Source organism: Streptomyces sp. NPDC033845 (genome assembly GCF_055576225.1).
This window is the reverse complement of record NZ_JBVIRI010000014.1, coordinates 12,388-27,408: the sequence shown is the minus strand read 5'-3', so window position 1 is coordinate 27,408 and position 15,021 is coordinate 12,388. Positions and strand designations below refer to the sequence as shown.

The 15,021-nt window shown below is 71.0% G+C and carries 10 protein-coding genes; 5 read left to right on the top strand and 5 right to left on the bottom strand.

What is annotated here, in order from left to right:
* Nucleotides 1–58 precede the first annotated feature (58 nt).
* Together ACZ50K_RS26825 and ACZ50K_RS26820 are read left to right on the top strand one after the other, a co-directional pair.
* Nucleotides 59–994 carry an ABC transporter permease gene (locus ACZ50K_RS26825; RefSeq protein ID WP_468907611.1) on the top strand — a complete coding sequence of 312 codons (936 nt, stop codon included), beginning with the start codon at nt 59–61 and terminating at the stop codon, nt 992–994.
* On the top strand, nt 987–1,775 hold the full coding sequence (locus tag ACZ50K_RS26820) for an ABC transporter ATP-binding protein (protein ID WP_468907609.1): 789 nt from the start codon (nt 987–989) through the stop codon (nt 1,773–1,775). The genes ACZ50K_RS26825 and ACZ50K_RS26820 overlap by 8 nt, the downstream gene beginning before the upstream one ends.
* A 122-nt stretch (nt 1,776–1,897) precedes the next feature.
* Here ACZ50K_RS26820 and ACZ50K_RS26815 read toward each other — a convergent pair whose 3' ends face one another.
* The 3 genes from ACZ50K_RS26815 to ACZ50K_RS26805 all read right to left on the bottom strand — a co-directional run bounded on the left by ACZ50K_RS26815 (nt 1,898) and on the right by ACZ50K_RS26805 (nt 8,374).
* Nucleotides 1,898–6,850: an NAD-glutamate dehydrogenase gene (locus tag ACZ50K_RS26815; RefSeq protein ID WP_468907608.1), complete on the bottom strand. Its 4,953-nt coding sequence runs from the start codon at nt 6,848–6,850 to the stop codon at nt 1,898–1,900.
* A 364-nt stretch (nt 6,851–7,214) separates the two neighbouring features.
* Nucleotides 7,215–7,874 (bottom strand): HAD family hydrolase, encoded by a 660-nt coding sequence (locus tag ACZ50K_RS26810; RefSeq protein WP_468907606.1) that lies wholly within the window; start codon nt 7,872–7,874, stop codon nt 7,215–7,217.
* A complete protein-coding gene (locus ACZ50K_RS26805) occupies nt 7,874–8,374 on the bottom strand; it encodes a DUF6912 family protein (protein WP_468907604.1) in 501 nt (166 codons plus the stop codon). The genes ACZ50K_RS26810 and ACZ50K_RS26805 overlap by 1 nt, the downstream gene beginning before the upstream one ends.
* Before the next feature lie 357 nt (nt 8,375–8,731).
* On the opposite strand from ACZ50K_RS26805, the gene ACZ50K_RS26800 reads away from it, so the two are divergent.
* Nucleotides 8,732–9,208, top strand: a complete 477-nt coding sequence (locus ACZ50K_RS26800) for an Rv3235 family protein (RefSeq protein WP_468907602.1) — start codon at nt 8,732–8,734, stop codon at nt 9,206–9,208.
* A 132-nt stretch (nt 9,209–9,340) separates the two neighbouring features.
* Here the strand turns inward: ACZ50K_RS26800 and secA are convergent, their stop codons facing one another.
* The gene (secA, locus tag ACZ50K_RS26795) at nt 9,341–12,112 is read right to left on the bottom strand and encodes a preprotein translocase subunit SecA (RefSeq protein ID WP_468907600.1); all 2,772 of its coding nucleotides are present in this window, start codon (nt 12,110–12,112) and stop codon (nt 9,341–9,343) included.
* A gap of 239 nt (nt 12,113–12,351) precedes the next feature.
* Between secA and ACZ50K_RS26790 the strand changes: the two genes are divergently transcribed.
* Both ACZ50K_RS26790 and ACZ50K_RS26785 read left to right on the top strand, forming a co-directional pair.
* Nucleotides 12,352–12,933 carry a GNAT family N-acetyltransferase gene (locus tag ACZ50K_RS26790; protein ID WP_468907598.1) on the top strand — a complete coding sequence of 194 codons (582 nt, stop codon included), beginning with the start codon at nt 12,352–12,354 and terminating at the stop codon, nt 12,931–12,933.
* An 11-nt stretch (nt 12,934–12,944) separates the two neighbouring features.
* Complete coding sequence (locus ACZ50K_RS26785; protein WP_468907596.1) at nt 12,945–14,117, top strand: winged helix-turn-helix domain-containing protein; 1,173 nt, start codon at nt 12,945–12,947, stop codon at nt 14,115–14,117.
* Here the strand turns inward: ACZ50K_RS26785 and ACZ50K_RS26780 are convergent.
* Nucleotides 14,114–14,860 (bottom strand): response regulator, encoded by a 747-nt coding sequence (locus tag ACZ50K_RS26780; protein WP_468907595.1) that lies wholly within the window; start codon nt 14,858–14,860, stop codon nt 14,114–14,116. The two genes, ACZ50K_RS26785 and ACZ50K_RS26780, sit on opposite strands and share 4 nt — an antisense overlap.
* Nucleotides 14,861–15,021: the final 161 nt, after the last annotated feature.

Genomic DNA, 15,021 nt, shown 5'->3' with positions numbered 1-15,021 from the left:
TCACCGTAACGACGATACGGACCCGTCCCGACGACCGAACCGGCGAAAGCGACCCCGCGTGACCACCACCAGCCCGGCCCCATCCGCGGCACCGACCGCGGCCCCACCCGCCCCCGCGCGGCGCCCGCCCACCGCCGCGGAGCTCGCGGCCGCCCACGGCCTGACCGTCAGCGGGGCCCGCCCCACCCTCCCGCGGTACGTCCGGGAGCTGTGGGGCCGCCGTCACTTCGTGACCGCCTTCGCCACCGCCAAGATGGCCGCGCAGTACAGCACCCAGCGGCTCGGCCAGATCTGGCACCTGGCCACCCCACTGCTCAACGCCCTGGTCTACTTCTTCATCTTCGGCGTGATCATGCGGGCCAGCCACGGGGTCCCGGACTACATCCCCTTCCTGATCACCGGCGTCTTCGTCTGGGACTTCATCGGCAGCTCCGTCAACGCGGGCACCCGCGCCATCCACGGCAACCTCGGCCTGGTCCGCGCCCTGCACTTCCCGCGCGCCAGCCTCCCCATCGCCACCGTGGTCCAGCTCTTCCAACAGCTGCTGGTCACCATGGGCGCCCTGGTCATCCTGCTGCTGGCCTTCGGCCAGACCCCCCGCCCCGGCTGGCTGCTCGCCGTCCCCGCCCTGCTGCTGATGGCCGTCTTCTGCGCCGGCTGCGCCCTGGTCATGGCCCGGCTCGGCAGCCGCGTCCCGGACATCAGCCAGCTGATGCCGTTCGTGCTGCGCACCTGGATGTACTCCTCCGGCGTGATGTGGTCCATCGACGCCATGCTGCGCAACGACCACCTGCCCGCCTGGGTCTCGCTGGCCCTCAAGGTCAACCCGGCGGCCGTCTACATCGACCTGATGCGGTTCTCCCTGATCGACAGCTTCACCGCCCACAACCTCCCGCCGCACGTCTGGCCGATCGCCGTCGGCTGGGCCCTGCTCGCCGGGGTCGGCGGATTCCTCTACTTCTGGAAGGCCGAGGAGGCGTACGGCCGTGGCTGACACCCCCACCACCCCGGTCCCCACCGTCGTCGCCGACGGCGTCCACGTGGTCTACAAGGTGCTGGGCGCGGGCGCCGGCCGCGGCAGCGCCACCGCCGCCCTCGGCCGGATGCTGCGCCGCGGCCGGAGCGCGGCCGACCGCCCGGCCGTCCGCGAGGTGCACGCCGTCCGCGGGGTCAGCTTCACCGCGTACAAGGGCGAGGCGATCGGTCTGATCGGCTCCAACGGTTCCGGCAAGTCCACCCTGCTCAAGGCCATCGCCGGCCTCCAGCCGCTGGCGGACGGCCGGATCTACTCCCATGGCCAGCCCTCCCTGCTGGGCGTCAACGCGGCCCTGATGAACGATCTGACCGGCGAACGGAACGTCATCCTCGGCGGCCTCGCCATGGGCATGACCCGGCAGCAGATCCGCGACCGCTACGCGGAGATCGTCGACTTCTCCGGGATCAACGAGAAGGGGGACTTCATCTCCCTCCCCATGCGCACCTACTCCTCCGGCATGGGCGCCCGGCTCCGGTTCTCCATCGCCGCCGCCAGGAACCACGACGTGCTGATGATCGACGAGGCCCTCGCCACCGGCGACGCCCGCTTCCAGCGCCGCAGCCAGGCCCGCATCGAGGAACTCCGCAAGGAGGCGGGCACCGTCTTCCTGGTCAGCCACGGCATCGGCACCATCCGGGAGACCTGCGACCGGGCGATCTGGCTGGAACGCGGCGAACTCCGGATGGACGGCCCCACCGACGAGGTCTGCGAGGCCTACGAGGCCTTCACCCGCCGCTAGGCCATACCCTCCTGACCCTGACCCTGACCCTGACCCTGCCTCACCGAACGCGGTCCTGAACGCGGTCCGGCCCCCCGGAAGATCCCGGGGGGCCGGACCGCGTACGCCGTTCCGCTGGACCGCTACGCGTGCGAGCGCAGCAGGCTGCGCATCGTGCGCATGGCCACCGACAGGTTGGCCAGGTCGAAGTCGTCCGAGCCCTGGATCTCCTCCAGGGTGGTCCGGGCGCGGCCGATGATCGCCGCGTTCTTCTCCTCCCAGGCCTCGAAGCGGTCCTGGGGGGTCGCGTCGCCGTTCCCGGCCGCCAGCACGTCGGCGGTCAGGGCGGCGTGCGCGGCGAACAGGTCCTCGCGGATGGAGGCGCGGGCCATCGACTGCCAGCGGTCGGACCGCGGGAGGTCGATGATGCGGTCCATCAGCTGGGTGATGTTCAGCCGGTCGGCGAGGTCGTAGTAGACCTCGGCGACGCCCAGCGGTTCGATCCCGGTGCGGTCGGCGATGGCGACGATGTCCAGGGTCGGGAAGGCCGAGGAGAACCCGGCGACCTTCGCCGCCAGCTCCTCCGGGACCTCGGCGGCGGTCAGTTCGTCCATCACCAGGCGGTACCAGTCCTGGTCGGCGCCGCGCAGCAGCTTGGGCAGCTCGGACCACAGCTGGGCCACCCGGTCGCTGAAGAACTCGATGGTCTCGGTGATCTCCAGCGGCTGCGGGCGGTTGTTGAGCAGCCAGCGGGTGCCGCGCTCGACCAGGCGGCGGGAGTGCAGCCGGATCCGGGTCTGGACCTCGGCCGCGACCTGGTTGTCGAGGGCTTCGACGGCGTCCCAGACCTCGGCCAGGCCGAAGATCTCGCGGGCCGAGAGCTGGGCCCGGACGATCTCTTCCAGGGAGGCGCCGGTCTCCTCGCGGAGGCGGTGCAGGAAGGTCGAACCGCCGGTGTTGACGGTGTCGTTGACGAGCAGGGTGGTGACGATCTCGCGGCGCAGCGCGTGCCCGTCGATCTGCTCGGGGAACTTCTCGCGGAGGGCCGACGGGAAGTAGGCGAACAGCAGCCGGCGCAGGTAGGGGTCGTCCGGGAGGACGGTGTGGATCAGGTCGTCCGCCACCGTGATCTTGGTGTAGGCGAAGAGGACGGCGAGTTCCGGCTGGGTCAGCCCCTTGCCGTTGCCGAGGAGTTCGCGGATCTGCCGGTCGGTGGGCAGGAACTCCAGGGCGCGGTCGAGACGGCCGTCGCGCTCCAGGCGGCGCATGAACCGCTGCTGGGCGTGGAGCAGGCTGGGGGCCTGGGCGATGCCGTTGGCGAGGGCGGTGTTCTGCGCGTAGTTGTTGCGCAGGACGAGCCGGCCGACCTCGTCGGTCATCTCGGCGAGCAGCTTGTTGCGCTGCTTGACCGTCATGTCCCCGTCCGCGACCACGGCGTTGAGCAGGATCTTGATGTTCACCTCGTGGTCGGAGGTGTCCACGCCGGCGCTGTTGTCGATGGCGTCGGTGTTGACCTTGCCGCCCTGGTGGGCGAACTCGATCCGGCCGAGCTGGGTCAGGCCGAGGTTGCCGCCCTCGCCGACCACCTTGACGCGGAGGTCCTCGCCGTTGACCCGGATCGCGTCGTTGGCCTTGTCGCCGACGTCCGCGTGGGTCTCGGCGGTGGCCTTGACGTAGGTGCCGATGCCGCCGTTCCAGAGCAGGTCCACCGGGGACTTCAGGATGGCCTGCATCAGCTCGGCGGGGGTCAGCTTGGTGACCCCGTCCTCGATGCCGAGGGCCTCGCGGATCTGGGCGTTGACCGGGATGGCCTTCGCGGAGCGCGGGTGGATGCCGCCGCCCGCGGACAGCAGGGCGGTGTCGTAGTCGGCCCAGGAGGAGCGGGGCAGGTCGAACAGGCGGCGCCGCTCGGCGTAGGAGACGGCCGCGTCCGGGGTGGGGTCGATGAAGATGTGCCGGTGGTCGAAGGCGGCGACCAGGCGGATGTGCTCGGAGAGCAGCATGCCGTTGCCGAAGACGTCGCCGGACATGTCGCCGACGCCGACCACGGTGAAGTCCTGGGTCTGGGTGTCGTGGCCGAGCTCGCGGAAGTGCCGCTTGACGGACTCCCAGGCGCCGCGGGCGGTGATGCCCATGCCCTTGTGGTCGTATCCGGCGGAGCCGCCGGAGGCGAAGGCGTCGCCGAGCCAGAAGCCGTAGGCCTGGGCGACCCCGTTGGCGATGTCGGAGAAGGTGGCGGTGCCCTTGTCGGCGGCGACCACCAGATAGGTGTCGTCCTCGTCGTGCCGGACCACCTCGTGCGGCGGCACGACCTCTCCGGCGACCAGGTTGTCGGTGATGTCCAGGAGCGCCGAGATGAAGATCTTGTACGAGGCGATGCCCTCGGCGAGCCAGGCGTCGCGGTCCACCGACGGGTCGGGGAGGTTCTTCGCGACGAAGCCGCCCTTGGCGCCCACCGGCACGATGACGGTGTTCTTCACCATCTGCGCCTTGACCAGGCCGAGGATCTCGGTACGGAAGTCCTCGCGCCGGTCGGACCAGCGCAGACCGCCGCGGGCCACCTTGCCGAAGCGGAGGTGGACGCCCTCGACGCGCGGGGAGTACACCCAGATCTCGAAGGCGGGGCGGGGCGCGGGCAGGTCCGGGATGGCCTGCGGGTCGAACTTCATCGACACGTAGGAGTGCTGCTCGCCGCGGGAGTCGAGCTGGAAGAAGTTGGTGCGCAGGGTGGCCTTGATGAGGGTGAGGAAGGCGCGCAGGATGCGGTCCTCGTCGAGCGAGGCGACCTGGTCGAGGGCCCCGTCGAGTTCCTCCAGCATGGCGTCCACGAGCTCGCTGCCGGCGGACTGGCGGCTGGGCGACATCCGGGCCTCGAAGAGCGAGACCAGCAGACGGGTGGTGTGGACGTTGGTGCGGAGGGTGTCCTCCATGTAGTCCTGGCTGAAGGTGGAGCCGGCCTGCCGCAGGTACTTGGCGTACGCGCGCAGGACGACGGCCTGCCGCCAGGTGAGCCCGGCGCCGAGCACCAGGGTGTTGAAGTTGTCGTTCTCGGCCTGGCCCTGCCAGACGGCCGCGAAGGCCTCCTGGAAGCGTTCGCGGGCGTCGTCGCCGAGGTAGCTGTCGCCGTTGCCGGCGGGGGCCGGGAGGCGGAGACCGAAGTCGTAGATCCAGGCGTTGGCGCGGTCGGTGCAGCGGAGCTCGTACGGGCGCTCGTCGGTGACCTCGACGCCCAGGCGCTGGAGGACCGGGAGGACGGCGGACAGGGAGACCTGCTCGCCGGCCCGGTAGATCTTGAAGCGGCGTTCGCCGGGGCCGGCGCCGACCGGTTCGTAGAGGGAGAGGGCGAAGTCGCGGTCGCTGGCGGCCAACCGCTCCAGGTGGATCAGGTCGGCCACGGCCGCGCGCGGCGAGTGGTCGGCCTTGTAGCCCTCGGGGACGGAGGTGCCGTAGCGGCGGAGCAGCTCGGCGGCGCGCTCCTCGCCGCATTCGGCGATCAGCGCTTCCTGGAAGCCGTCGGCCCAGGAGCGGGCGGCGTCGACCAGGCGGCCTTCGATCCGCTCGACGTCGGAGTCGGTCAGCGCGGGCAGTTCGGTGCCCTGCGGGACGCGGACCACGAAATGGATGCGGGAGAGGATCGACTCGGTGTTCCAGGCGGTGAAGTCGACGCTGGTGCCGCCGAGTTCCTCCTGGAGGATGGCGATCAGGCGGAGCCGGACCCCGGTGGTGTAGCGGTCGCGGGGCAGGTAGACCAGAGCGGAGTAGTAGCGGCCGTATTCGTCCTGCCGGAGGTAGAGCCGCAGCCGGCGGCGTTCCTGGAGGTAGAGGACGGAGGTGACGATGGCCTGGAGCTGGTCGACGGGGGTCTGGAACAGCTCGTCGCGCGGGTAGGTCTCCAGGATCTGGAGGAGGTCGCGGCCGTCGTGGCTGGAGGGCGCGAATCCGGCCAGCTCCAGGACCTCGGCGACCTTGCGGCGGATGACCGGAACCCGGCGGACGGACTCGGTGTACGCGGCGGAGGAGAACAGGCCGAGGAAGCGGCGCTCGCCGACCACGTTGCCCTCGGCGTCGAACTTCTTCACGCCGACGTAGTCGAGGTAGCTGGGGCGGTGCACGGTGGCGCGGCTGTTGGCCTTGGTGAGGACGAGCAGCTTGTGCTCGCGGGCCTTGGCGCGGGCGTCGGCGGGCAGCCGGTTGAAGGAGGGCGAGACGGGGTGTGCGTCCTCCTGGCCGGTGTGCTGCGGGTCGGAGCGCAGGATGCCGAGGCCGGTGCCGGGGACGGCCGCCAGGGCGTCGCCGTCGACGAGGTTGTACTCGCGGTAGCCGAGGAAGGTGAAGTTGTCGTCGGCGAGCCAGCGCAGCAGTTCGCGGGCCTCGTCGAGCTCGTGCTCGCGCAGGTCTCCGGCGGTGGGCTCGTTCGGGAGCTCGTCGGCGATCCGGCGGGCCGCCTCGCGCATCTTCTCCCAGTCCTCGACGGCCTCGCGGACGTCGGACAGGACGCGCAGCAGGTCGGCCGTCATCTGCTTGAGGTCGGCGCGGTCGGTCTCGCGGTCGATCTCGACGTGGATCCAGGACTCGACCAGGGAGTCGTGCGGGCGGGCCGTCGCGGGGCCGTGGGCGTCGCAGTCCGGGCCGAGGATCTCGATCAGCTTGCCGGTGACGTCGCGGCGGACGACGACCTGCGGGTGGATGACCACGTGGATGCCGCGGCCCTGCCGGGACAGCTCGTTGGTGACGCTGTCGACCAGGAAGGGCATGTCGTCGGTGACGACCTCGACGACGGAGTGGCTGGAGGTCCAGCCGTTCTCCTCCACGGTGGGGGTGTGGACGCGCACGTTCGCGGTGCCCTGCGGCCGGTTCTCGGCGAGCCGGTAGTGCGACAGGGCGGCACCGAAGACGTCGACCGGATCCCGGTCGGTGAGGTCCTCGGGCGCGGTGTGCAGGTAGTAGCGCTGGAGGTAGGACAGCACGGTGTCCCGGTCGGGCTGCTGTCCCTTCTCGGACCCAGTCGGAAGTAGCCCCCCGGCCGGGCTGTTCTCAGCTACCCGGGCCGCCCGTGCGAGCAGCTCGGCCTTTGCTTCGTCCAGCTTGGTCTGCATGTCCTCATGGCTCCTGTCGCGCGCCGTTGCGTGACGTAGGTGAAGGAAGGAATCGCGGTGAACGCGGGAACGGCTGTCGCCCTCGACGCTATGTCGTCGCGACATGTCACCAGACCGGAACCAGCCAAGATCGGCACAGGGTTCGGGGTCGTCCGGTGGCGGGAATCAGCGAGGGCCCGGGCACGGAGGTACGCCGGGCGCAGGCCGGGGGCCACAGTGCCCCCGATGGCTATCGCGCTGATCACGGGTACAAGGCTATCTCGCCCCACCCCCGGCCCGTCATGAGCTGTATGTGTACAAAACCAGGGGTGGAACTTTGACACTCTGGACAGCGACGGCTGTGCGCACGGGGGTCTACCAGTGGCTATTCGGCCATGGCACGGGCCGTACGGACGGCTTCCTCCAGGGAGTCCACCACCGGGACACCAGCTGATTCCAGACTGGCTCGGCTGTGCGAACCGCCCGTGTACAGCACCGCCCGGGCCCCGACGTGGGCGGCGGCCGCCGCATCGTCCAGGGCGTCTCCGATGAGCACCGTACGCTCGGCGGTCACCCCGTCCGGTATGAGGGCCGACAGATGGCGCACCAGATGTCCGGCCTTGGTGGTGTGCGAGGGGCCCGTACGGCCGTCGACCCGGACGAAATGCTCTTCGATGCCATGCGTCCGGACGAGTGGCACCAGCCGGTCATGGGGCGCGAGGGACAGCAGGGACTGGCTGAGACCCGCCCTCTGCCAGTCGGCGAGGAGCTCGCGGGCACCGGCGGCGAGCCCGGCGCTCTCGGCGACGGCCCAGTAGTGCCGGTGGAAGGTCTCGTCCATCATCTCCCACTCCTGCTCGGTGGGCAGCCGCCCCATGACCCGCTCGTAGAACATCGGCACCGGCACCACGTAGAGGTCGCGGTAGCGCTCCAGGGTCATCGGCTCGAAGCCGAACTCCGCGAAGGAGGCGTTGGTGGCCGCTATCACGGCGTCGATGTCGTGCAGCAGGGTGCCGTTCCAGTCCCAGACGATGTGCGCGTTCATCAGCGCACCAGCCCGGGGATCTCCTGCACGCCGAACCAGAGCAGCTCGTGGTCCTCGGCGCCCTCGACGGCGGCCCGCGCCGTCTCGTCTCCGGCGTCCGCGGCGGGCAGCGCGGCGGCGGCCGCGGCCACCTCCCGCTCGGCCTCGTCCGCGTCCACGTGGACCGCGGCGGCCACCTTCAGCCGGACCGCCCCGTCCAGGGCCACCCGCCCCAGGTCCTCCTCGGCCGCTCCGGGGGCGGCCGAGACCCGCTTCTCGTCCACGTCCACGGCGAGGACCACCCGGCGGCGGGCGGCCGAAGGGTCCTCGGCGAGCAGTCTGAGCGAGGCTTCGGCGGCCCGGCCCAGGGCCGCGTACTCCAGCTCCTCGATGTCGTCCGAGACGTACCAGTCGCGCAGGCCGGGGGTGACGGCATAGGCCCGCAGGGGGGCGGGCCCCAGCTCGCCGGCCTTGTGCGCCTCGGCGAGCCCGGGGAGGGTGAGGGGGACGTACACGCGCATAGCCGGCTGCTTTCCGTAGTCGAGACCACCTCAGAATACGGCGCCCCCGCCCGCCGGGGCCGAGCGGTTCCACGGCCTGTGGACAACCGGCCGGGGAGGGGCCCGCGCGCCTCCCCGGCGTCCACCCCGCGCCGCGCCGCACCTCTTGTGCGGTCCCCCATCGGTTCCTCCGCGGGCCACCCGGATGTACCAAGGCGGCGGGCCCGCGGGACCCCTCCGGGCCCGCTACCGGGCCTCTGTTGCACGGATAGGTGAATCTACCGGGGCCCCTCCGGCACCCTCCGGGGACGTTGCACCGGCCCGCCGGGCCCCGTAGACATCCCCCACTCCATCCGATCAACGAGCAGGGGGACCCCCATGACGACCAGGCCCGGCACCACCCCCGGAGCGGCCGGCGCGCGGCGGGCCCCGGCCCGCACCGGACCGGTGGGGCGCCGCGACCCGCGCGGCCCGGCCGGTCAGCGCCGCGGCGGCGATCCCCGGCGGCTGATGGACCCGCGCCGGATCGCGGCCGCACCGCACGCCTGGTTCGCGGAGGCGCTGCTGGCCGTACTGAGCGGCCGCCGACCCGTCCACTTCCTGCTGGGGCACACCGTGGGCCCGGCCTACCAGCAGCTGGTGGACCTGACCCGGACCGGCCCACCGCACGACGGGCACCGGCCGATCCTGCGGCACTGCGGCCGATTCCGGCCCCGGCCCGGGGTGATCGAGGCCTTCGCCCGGGTGGCGGTCGGCGACCGGGTCACCGCCATGGCCTTCCGGCTGGAACGCGGAACCGACCTCCGCTGGCGCTGCGCCGCCGTGGAGATCGCCCCCCGGCCCTCCTCCCCGTAGTGCGCCGTGCCCCAGCCCACCCGGCTCCGAACCCGGACCCCGCGGGGTGCCGGAACGCCGGACGGCCGGTCCCGCCCCCGGTGCGGGGGCCGGAACCGGCCGTCGGCGTGTGCGGGCCGAAGGCCCGCCCGGTTACTTCTTGCGGCGGCGGCCGCCGGTCGCCTTCGCGGCCTTGCGGCGCTCGGCGCGGGTCAGCCCGTCGCCGTCGGAGGCCGGCCGGCCCTCCGCGTCGAAGTCTCCCTCGACGATGCCGCCCTCGCCGTCCACGGTGGGAGCGGAGAAGTGCAGCCGGTCCGGGCGCTGCGGGGCCTCCAGGCCCTTGGCCTTGATCTCCGGGCGCGGGGCGTCCGCGACGGGGACCTCCTCGACCTGCTGCTCGACCTGGACCTCCAGGTTGAACAGGTAGCCGACGGACTCCTCCTTGATGCCGTCCATCATGGCGTTGAACATGTCGAAGCCCTCCCGCTGGTACTCGACCAGCGGGTCCTTCTGGGCCATCGCCCGCAGGCCGATGCCCTCCTGCAGGTAGTCCATCTCGTAGAGGTGCTCGCGCCACTTGCGGTCCAGGACCGAGAGCACGACCCGGCGCTCCAGCTCGCGCATGATGTCGGAGCCGAGCTGCTGCTCACGTGCCTCGTACTGCTCGTGGATGTCGTCCTTGACGGACTCCGCGATGAACTCGGCCGTGATGCCGGCCCGGTCGCCGGCCGCGTCCTCCAGCTCGTCCACGGTCACCTTGACCGGGTAGAGCTGCTTGAACGCGCCCCACAGCCGCTCCAGGTCCCATTCCTCCGCGAACCCCTCGACCGTCTCGGCCTGGATGTAGGCGTCGATGGTGTCGTCCATGAAGTGACGCACCTGCTCGTGCAGGTCCTCGCCCTCCAGGACGCGGCGGCGCTCGCCGTAGATGACCTCGCGCTGCTTGTTGAGGACCTCGTCGTACTTCAGGACGTTCTTGCGGGTCTCGAAGTTCTGGGTCTCGACCTGCGACTGGGCGGAGGCGATCGCCCGGGTGACCATCTTGTTCTCGATCGGCACGTCGTCGGGGACGTTGGCCATGGCCATGACGCGCTCGACCATCTGGGCCTTGAACAGGCGCATCAGGTCGTCGCCCAGCGAGAGGTAGAACCGGGACTCGCCCGGGTCGCCCTGACGGCCGGAGCGGCCGCGCAGCTGGTTGTCGATACGGCGGGACTCGTGGCGCTCGGTGCCCAGGACATAGAGCCCGCCGAGGTCCTTGACCTCTTCGAACTCGGCCTTCACGGCCGCCTCGGCGTTCTGGAGGGCGCCGGGGAGGGCGTGTGCCCACTCCTCGATGTGCTCCTCCGGGTCGAGGCCGCGCTGGCGCAGCTCCGCCTCGGCGAGGTCGTCGGGGTTTCCGCCGAGCTTGATGTCGGTACCGCGGCCGGCCATGTTGGTGGCGACGGTGACGGCGCCCCGGCGGCCGGCCTGGGCGACGATCTGGGCCTCGCGCTCGTGCTGCTTGGCGTTGAGCACCTCGTGCGGCACACCGCGCTTGCTGAGCTGCTGCGAGAGGTACTCGGACTTCTCGACCGAGGTGGTGCCGACCAGGATCGGCTGGCCCTTCTCGTGCTTCTCCGCGATGTCGTCGACGACGGCGGCGAACTTGGCGACCTCGGTCCGGTAGATGAGGTCGGCCTGGTCCTTGCGCTGCATCGGCCGGTTCGTCGGGATCGGCACGACGCCCAGCTTGTAGATCTGGTGGAACTCGGCGGCCTCGGTCATGGCCGTACCGGTCATACCGGACAGCTTCGAGTAGAGGCGGAAGAAGTTCTGCAGGGTGATCGTGGCGAGGGTCTGGTTCTCGTCCTTGATGTCCACCCCTTCCTTCGCCTCGATCGCCTGGTGCATGCCCTCGTTGTAGCGGCGGCCGGCCAGGATGCGGCCGGTGTGCTCGTCGACGATCATGACTTCGCCGTCCATGACGACGTAGTCCTTGTCCTTCTTGAACAGCTCCTTCGCCTTGATGGCGTTGTTCAGGTAGCCGACCAGAGGGGTGTTCACCGACTCGTAGAGGTTGTCGATGCCGAGCCAGTCCTCGACCTTGGCGACACCCGCCTCGTGGATGCCGACGGTGCGCTTCTTCTCGTCGACCTCGTAGTCCCCGGTCTCCTCGATGCCCTTCAGCGGCTGGCCGGGCTCACCCTTGGTGAGGCGGGTGACCAGCTTCGCGAAGTCGCCGTACCACTTGGTGGCCTGGTCGGCGGGGCCGGAGATGATCAGCGGGGTGCGGGCCTCGTCGACGAGGATCGAGTCGACCTCGTCGACCACGGCGAAGTTGTGGCCGCGCTGCACCAGCTCGTCCTTCGACCACGCCATGTTGTCGCGCAGGTAGTCGAAACCGAACTCGTTGTTCGTTCCGTACGTGATGTCGCAGTTGTACTGTTCCCGGCGCTGCGCCGGGGTCATGTTCGCGAGGATGCAGCCGACGGACAGGCCGAGGAACTTGTGGACCCGGCCCATCATCTCGGAGTCGCGCTCGGCGAGGTAGTCGTTCACCGTGATCAGGTGGACGCCCTTGCCGGACAGCGCGTTCAGGTAGGTGGGCAGGGTGCCGACGAGGGTCTTGCCCTCACCGGTCTTCATCTCGGCGACATAGCCGAGGTGCAGGGCCGCACCGCCCATGAGCTGGACGTCGTAGTGGCGCTGGCCGAGGACGCGCTTGGCGGCCTCGCGGACCGTGGCGAAGGCCTCGGGCAGCAGGTCGTCCAGGCTCTCGCCGTCCTGGAAGCGCTGCTTGTACTCATCCGTGAGCGCCCGCAACTCGGCGTCGGAGAGGTTGACGAAGTCCTCTTCGATGGAGTTGACCTGGTCCGCAATGCGGTGCAGTTTGCGCAGGATCTTGCCTTCGCCTGCACGCATGAGCTTGTTGAAGACGGACACCGAGGTTTGTCTCCTTGCCGATCGGGCCTGGCACTGGTTCGTGACGGGCACGGCAGGTGGGCCCCACCGCAACGGCCATCGTAAGCGAGGAGGCCGCCACGTCGGGAGGTCCGCCGTAGCCCCAGGGCGGCAAGCGCCCCAATTGAGAACGTACGGGGGCCCCTGAAGGTGCCGCCCGCCCGGAAATCCGCCCCGAAAACCGTTCGCCCGGCTCCCCGGCCGACCGCAGAATCCGGGGTATGGAACCGAGCACACTGACCACCGGCCGGCTGCTGCTGCGCCCGCACCTGCCCTCCGACGCCCCCGAGGTCCACGCGGCCTGCCAGGACCCGGAGATCCAGCGGTGGATACCGGTGCCGGTCCCCTACCGCGAGGAGGACGCGGCGGCCTTCGTGGAGAAGACCCCGGCCGGCTGGCGGGACGGCACCGAGTTCAACTACGCGGTCCGGCTCGGCACCGACGGGCCCCTGGTCGGCGCCGTCGCCGTCGCCCCGCGCGGCCCGCACGCCCACGAGATCGGCTTCTGGACCGCCCCCGGGCACCGCGGCCGCGGCTATATGACCGAGGCGGTGGCGGCCGTGGCCCGCTGGGCCTTCACCGAGGCCGGCTGCGTCCGGCTGATCTGGCGCGCCGGGGTCGGCAACACCGGCTCCCGCGCCGTCGCCGAGAAGGCCGGGTTCCGGATCGAGGGGGTGCAGCGGGCCGGCATGGAACACCGCGACACCCTCCGCGACTGCTGGATCGGAGCCCTGCTCCCCTCCGACCTCGGCCTCCCCTCCCGCCTCCCCTACCTGCCCGCCCCTGTCGGCGCCACCTCCTAGGCTGCCTCCCCATGAGTACCGATTCCGTCTCCCTCTCAGCGGACGAAGCACGCCGGATCGCACTGCGCGCCCAGGGGTTCCTCGGCGCGCCCGACCGACGCGGCGGGGTGCGCGGGGTGCTCCGCCACCTCGGAGCCGTGCAACTGGACACCATCTCGGTGCTGGCCCGCTCCCACGAGCTGGTGCCCTACGCCCGGCTGGGCGCGGTGGGCCGGTCCGCGGTGGAGCGGGCGTACTGGACCGAGGGGCACTCCTTCGAGTACTGGTCGCACGCGGCCTGCATCCTGCCGATCGAGGAGTGGCCGCACTTCGCCTTCCGGCGCCGGGCCCGGCGGGCCCGCGGCCACCGCTGGCACGTGCTCCAGGACAAGGAGCGCTCCACCCGTGCGGTCCTGGACCGGCTCCGCTCCGACGGGCCGCTGACCTCCACCGAGCTGGGCGGCGCCAAGAACGGCGGGGAATGGTTCGAATGGTCCGAGAGCAAGATCGCCGTGGAGTGGCTGCTCGACACCGGTGAGGTGGTCTGCGCCCAGCGGCGCGGCTGGAAGCGGGTCTACGACCTGCCCGAGCGGGCCGTCCCCGACGCCCTGCTCCATGACGACCTGGACGACCGGGAGTGCCTGCGCCGCCTGGTCGCCCTGGCCGGGCAGTCCCTGGGTGTCGGCACCCGGGCGGACATCGCCGACTACCACCGGCTCAAGGGCGAGGAGTTCGACTCGGTGGTCGCCGACTCCGGGCTGGTCCCGGTCCGGGTGGAGGGCTGGACCAAACCGGCCTGGGCCGATCCGGCGGCCCTGGCCACCGCGCCCCGCGGCCGGCACCGCACCACCCTGCTGTCCCCGTTCGACTCACTGGTCTGGGACCGTCCGCGCACCGAGCGGATCTTCGGCTTCACCCACCGGCTGGAGGCCTACGTGCCCAAGCCGCAGCGGATCCACGGGTACTTCGCGATGCCGCTGCTGGCCGGCGGCCGGCTCCAGGGCCGGGTAGACCCGGCCCGCGAGGGCAGCACCCTGGTGGCCCGCCAGCTCTCCCTGACCTCCCCGAAGGCGGCCCCCGCCATGGCGGCCGCGCTCCGCGAGGCGGCCGGCTGGGTGGGCTGCGACACCGTCCGCGTGGACCGCGCCCGGAACCCCGCCGAGGCGGCGGCGGTCACCGCGGAACTCGCCGCGCTGGACCGCTAGCGGATCTCCAGGATCTTCTCGCGCATCGCGTAGACCACCGCCTCCATCCGGGAGTGCAGCTGCAGCTTCTCCAGGATGTTGCGCACATGGTTCTTCACGGTGTTCTCGGAGATGAACAACTCCTTGGCGATGTCACGGTTGTTCATCCCGGTGGCCACCAGCTTCAGGACCTCAAGCTCCCGGTCCGTCAGCCGCGGCGCTGGCACCAGCCGGCGCTCGTCGGTGCGCTGGATCATCGACTTGAACTCGGTGAGCAGCTTGGAGGCCATGGAAGGGCTGATCTGCGACTGCCCGTCCGCGACGGCACGGATCGCGGTGGCCACCTCGTCGGTGGAGATCTCCTTCAGCAGGTATCCGGTGGCCCCCGCCTTGATGGCCTCGTAGAGGTCGGCCTCCTCATCGCTGATGGTCAGCATGATGATCTTGGCGGAGGGGGCCACCTCCTTGATCGAGGTGCAGGCCTCGATCCCGCCGCGCCGGGGCATCCGGACGTCCATCAGCACGATGTCGGGCAGCAGGTCGGCGGCCTTGTCCACCGCCTCCGCGCCGTCCCCGGCCTCGCCGACGACCTGGATGTCCTCTTCCTGGGCGAGCACGATCTCCAGGCCTCGCCGGAACAGGGCGTGGTCGTCCACCACGAGCACCCGGATCGGCTCACGGCAGTCCTGAGCGTCCTCGCCGTGCAGAGCGTCCTCGCCGTGCAGAGCGTCCTCGCCGTGCACCGGTCCGAAGCTGTCCGCCATCGGTTCCTCCCCCTGCAGGCCCATGGACCGCCGTGACCCGAACTCCAGTTGACTGCCCGCCATGATTCCATGCCGAAGTGTCCACAAGCCGATCGCTTTCGGGCCGATTGGCTCATACGGGTGCCCCCGCGGTCCGCAGGGGCGGGCCGCGGGGGCACCGA

Coding starts and splice junctions, on each gene's coding strand:
- ACZ50K_RS26800 (WP_468907602.1), top strand. CDS start 8,732: ATGACGACCAGGCCCGGCACCACCCCCGGAGCGGCCGGCGCGCGGCGG.
- ACZ50K_RS26815 (WP_468907608.1), bottom strand. CDS start 6,850: ATGCAGACCAAGCTGGACGAAGCAAAGGCCGAGCTGCTCGCACGGGCG.
- ACZ50K_RS26790 (WP_468907598.1), top strand. CDS start 12,352: ATGGAACCGAGCACACTGACCACCGGCCGGCTGCTGCTGCGCCCGCAC.
- ACZ50K_RS26780 (WP_468907595.1), bottom strand. CDS start 14,860: ATGGCGGACAGCTTCGGACCGGTGCACGGCGAGGACGCTCTGCACGGC.
- ACZ50K_RS26805 (WP_468907604.1), bottom strand. CDS start 8,374: ATGCGCGTGTACGTCCCCCTCACCCTCCCCGGGCTCGCCGAGGCGCAC.
- ACZ50K_RS26785 (WP_468907596.1), top strand. CDS start 12,945: ATGAGTACCGATTCCGTCTCCCTCTCAGCGGACGAAGCACGCCGGATC.
- ACZ50K_RS26810 (WP_468907606.1), bottom strand. CDS start 7,874: ATGAACGCGCACATCGTCTGGGACTGGAACGGCACCCTGCTGCACGAC.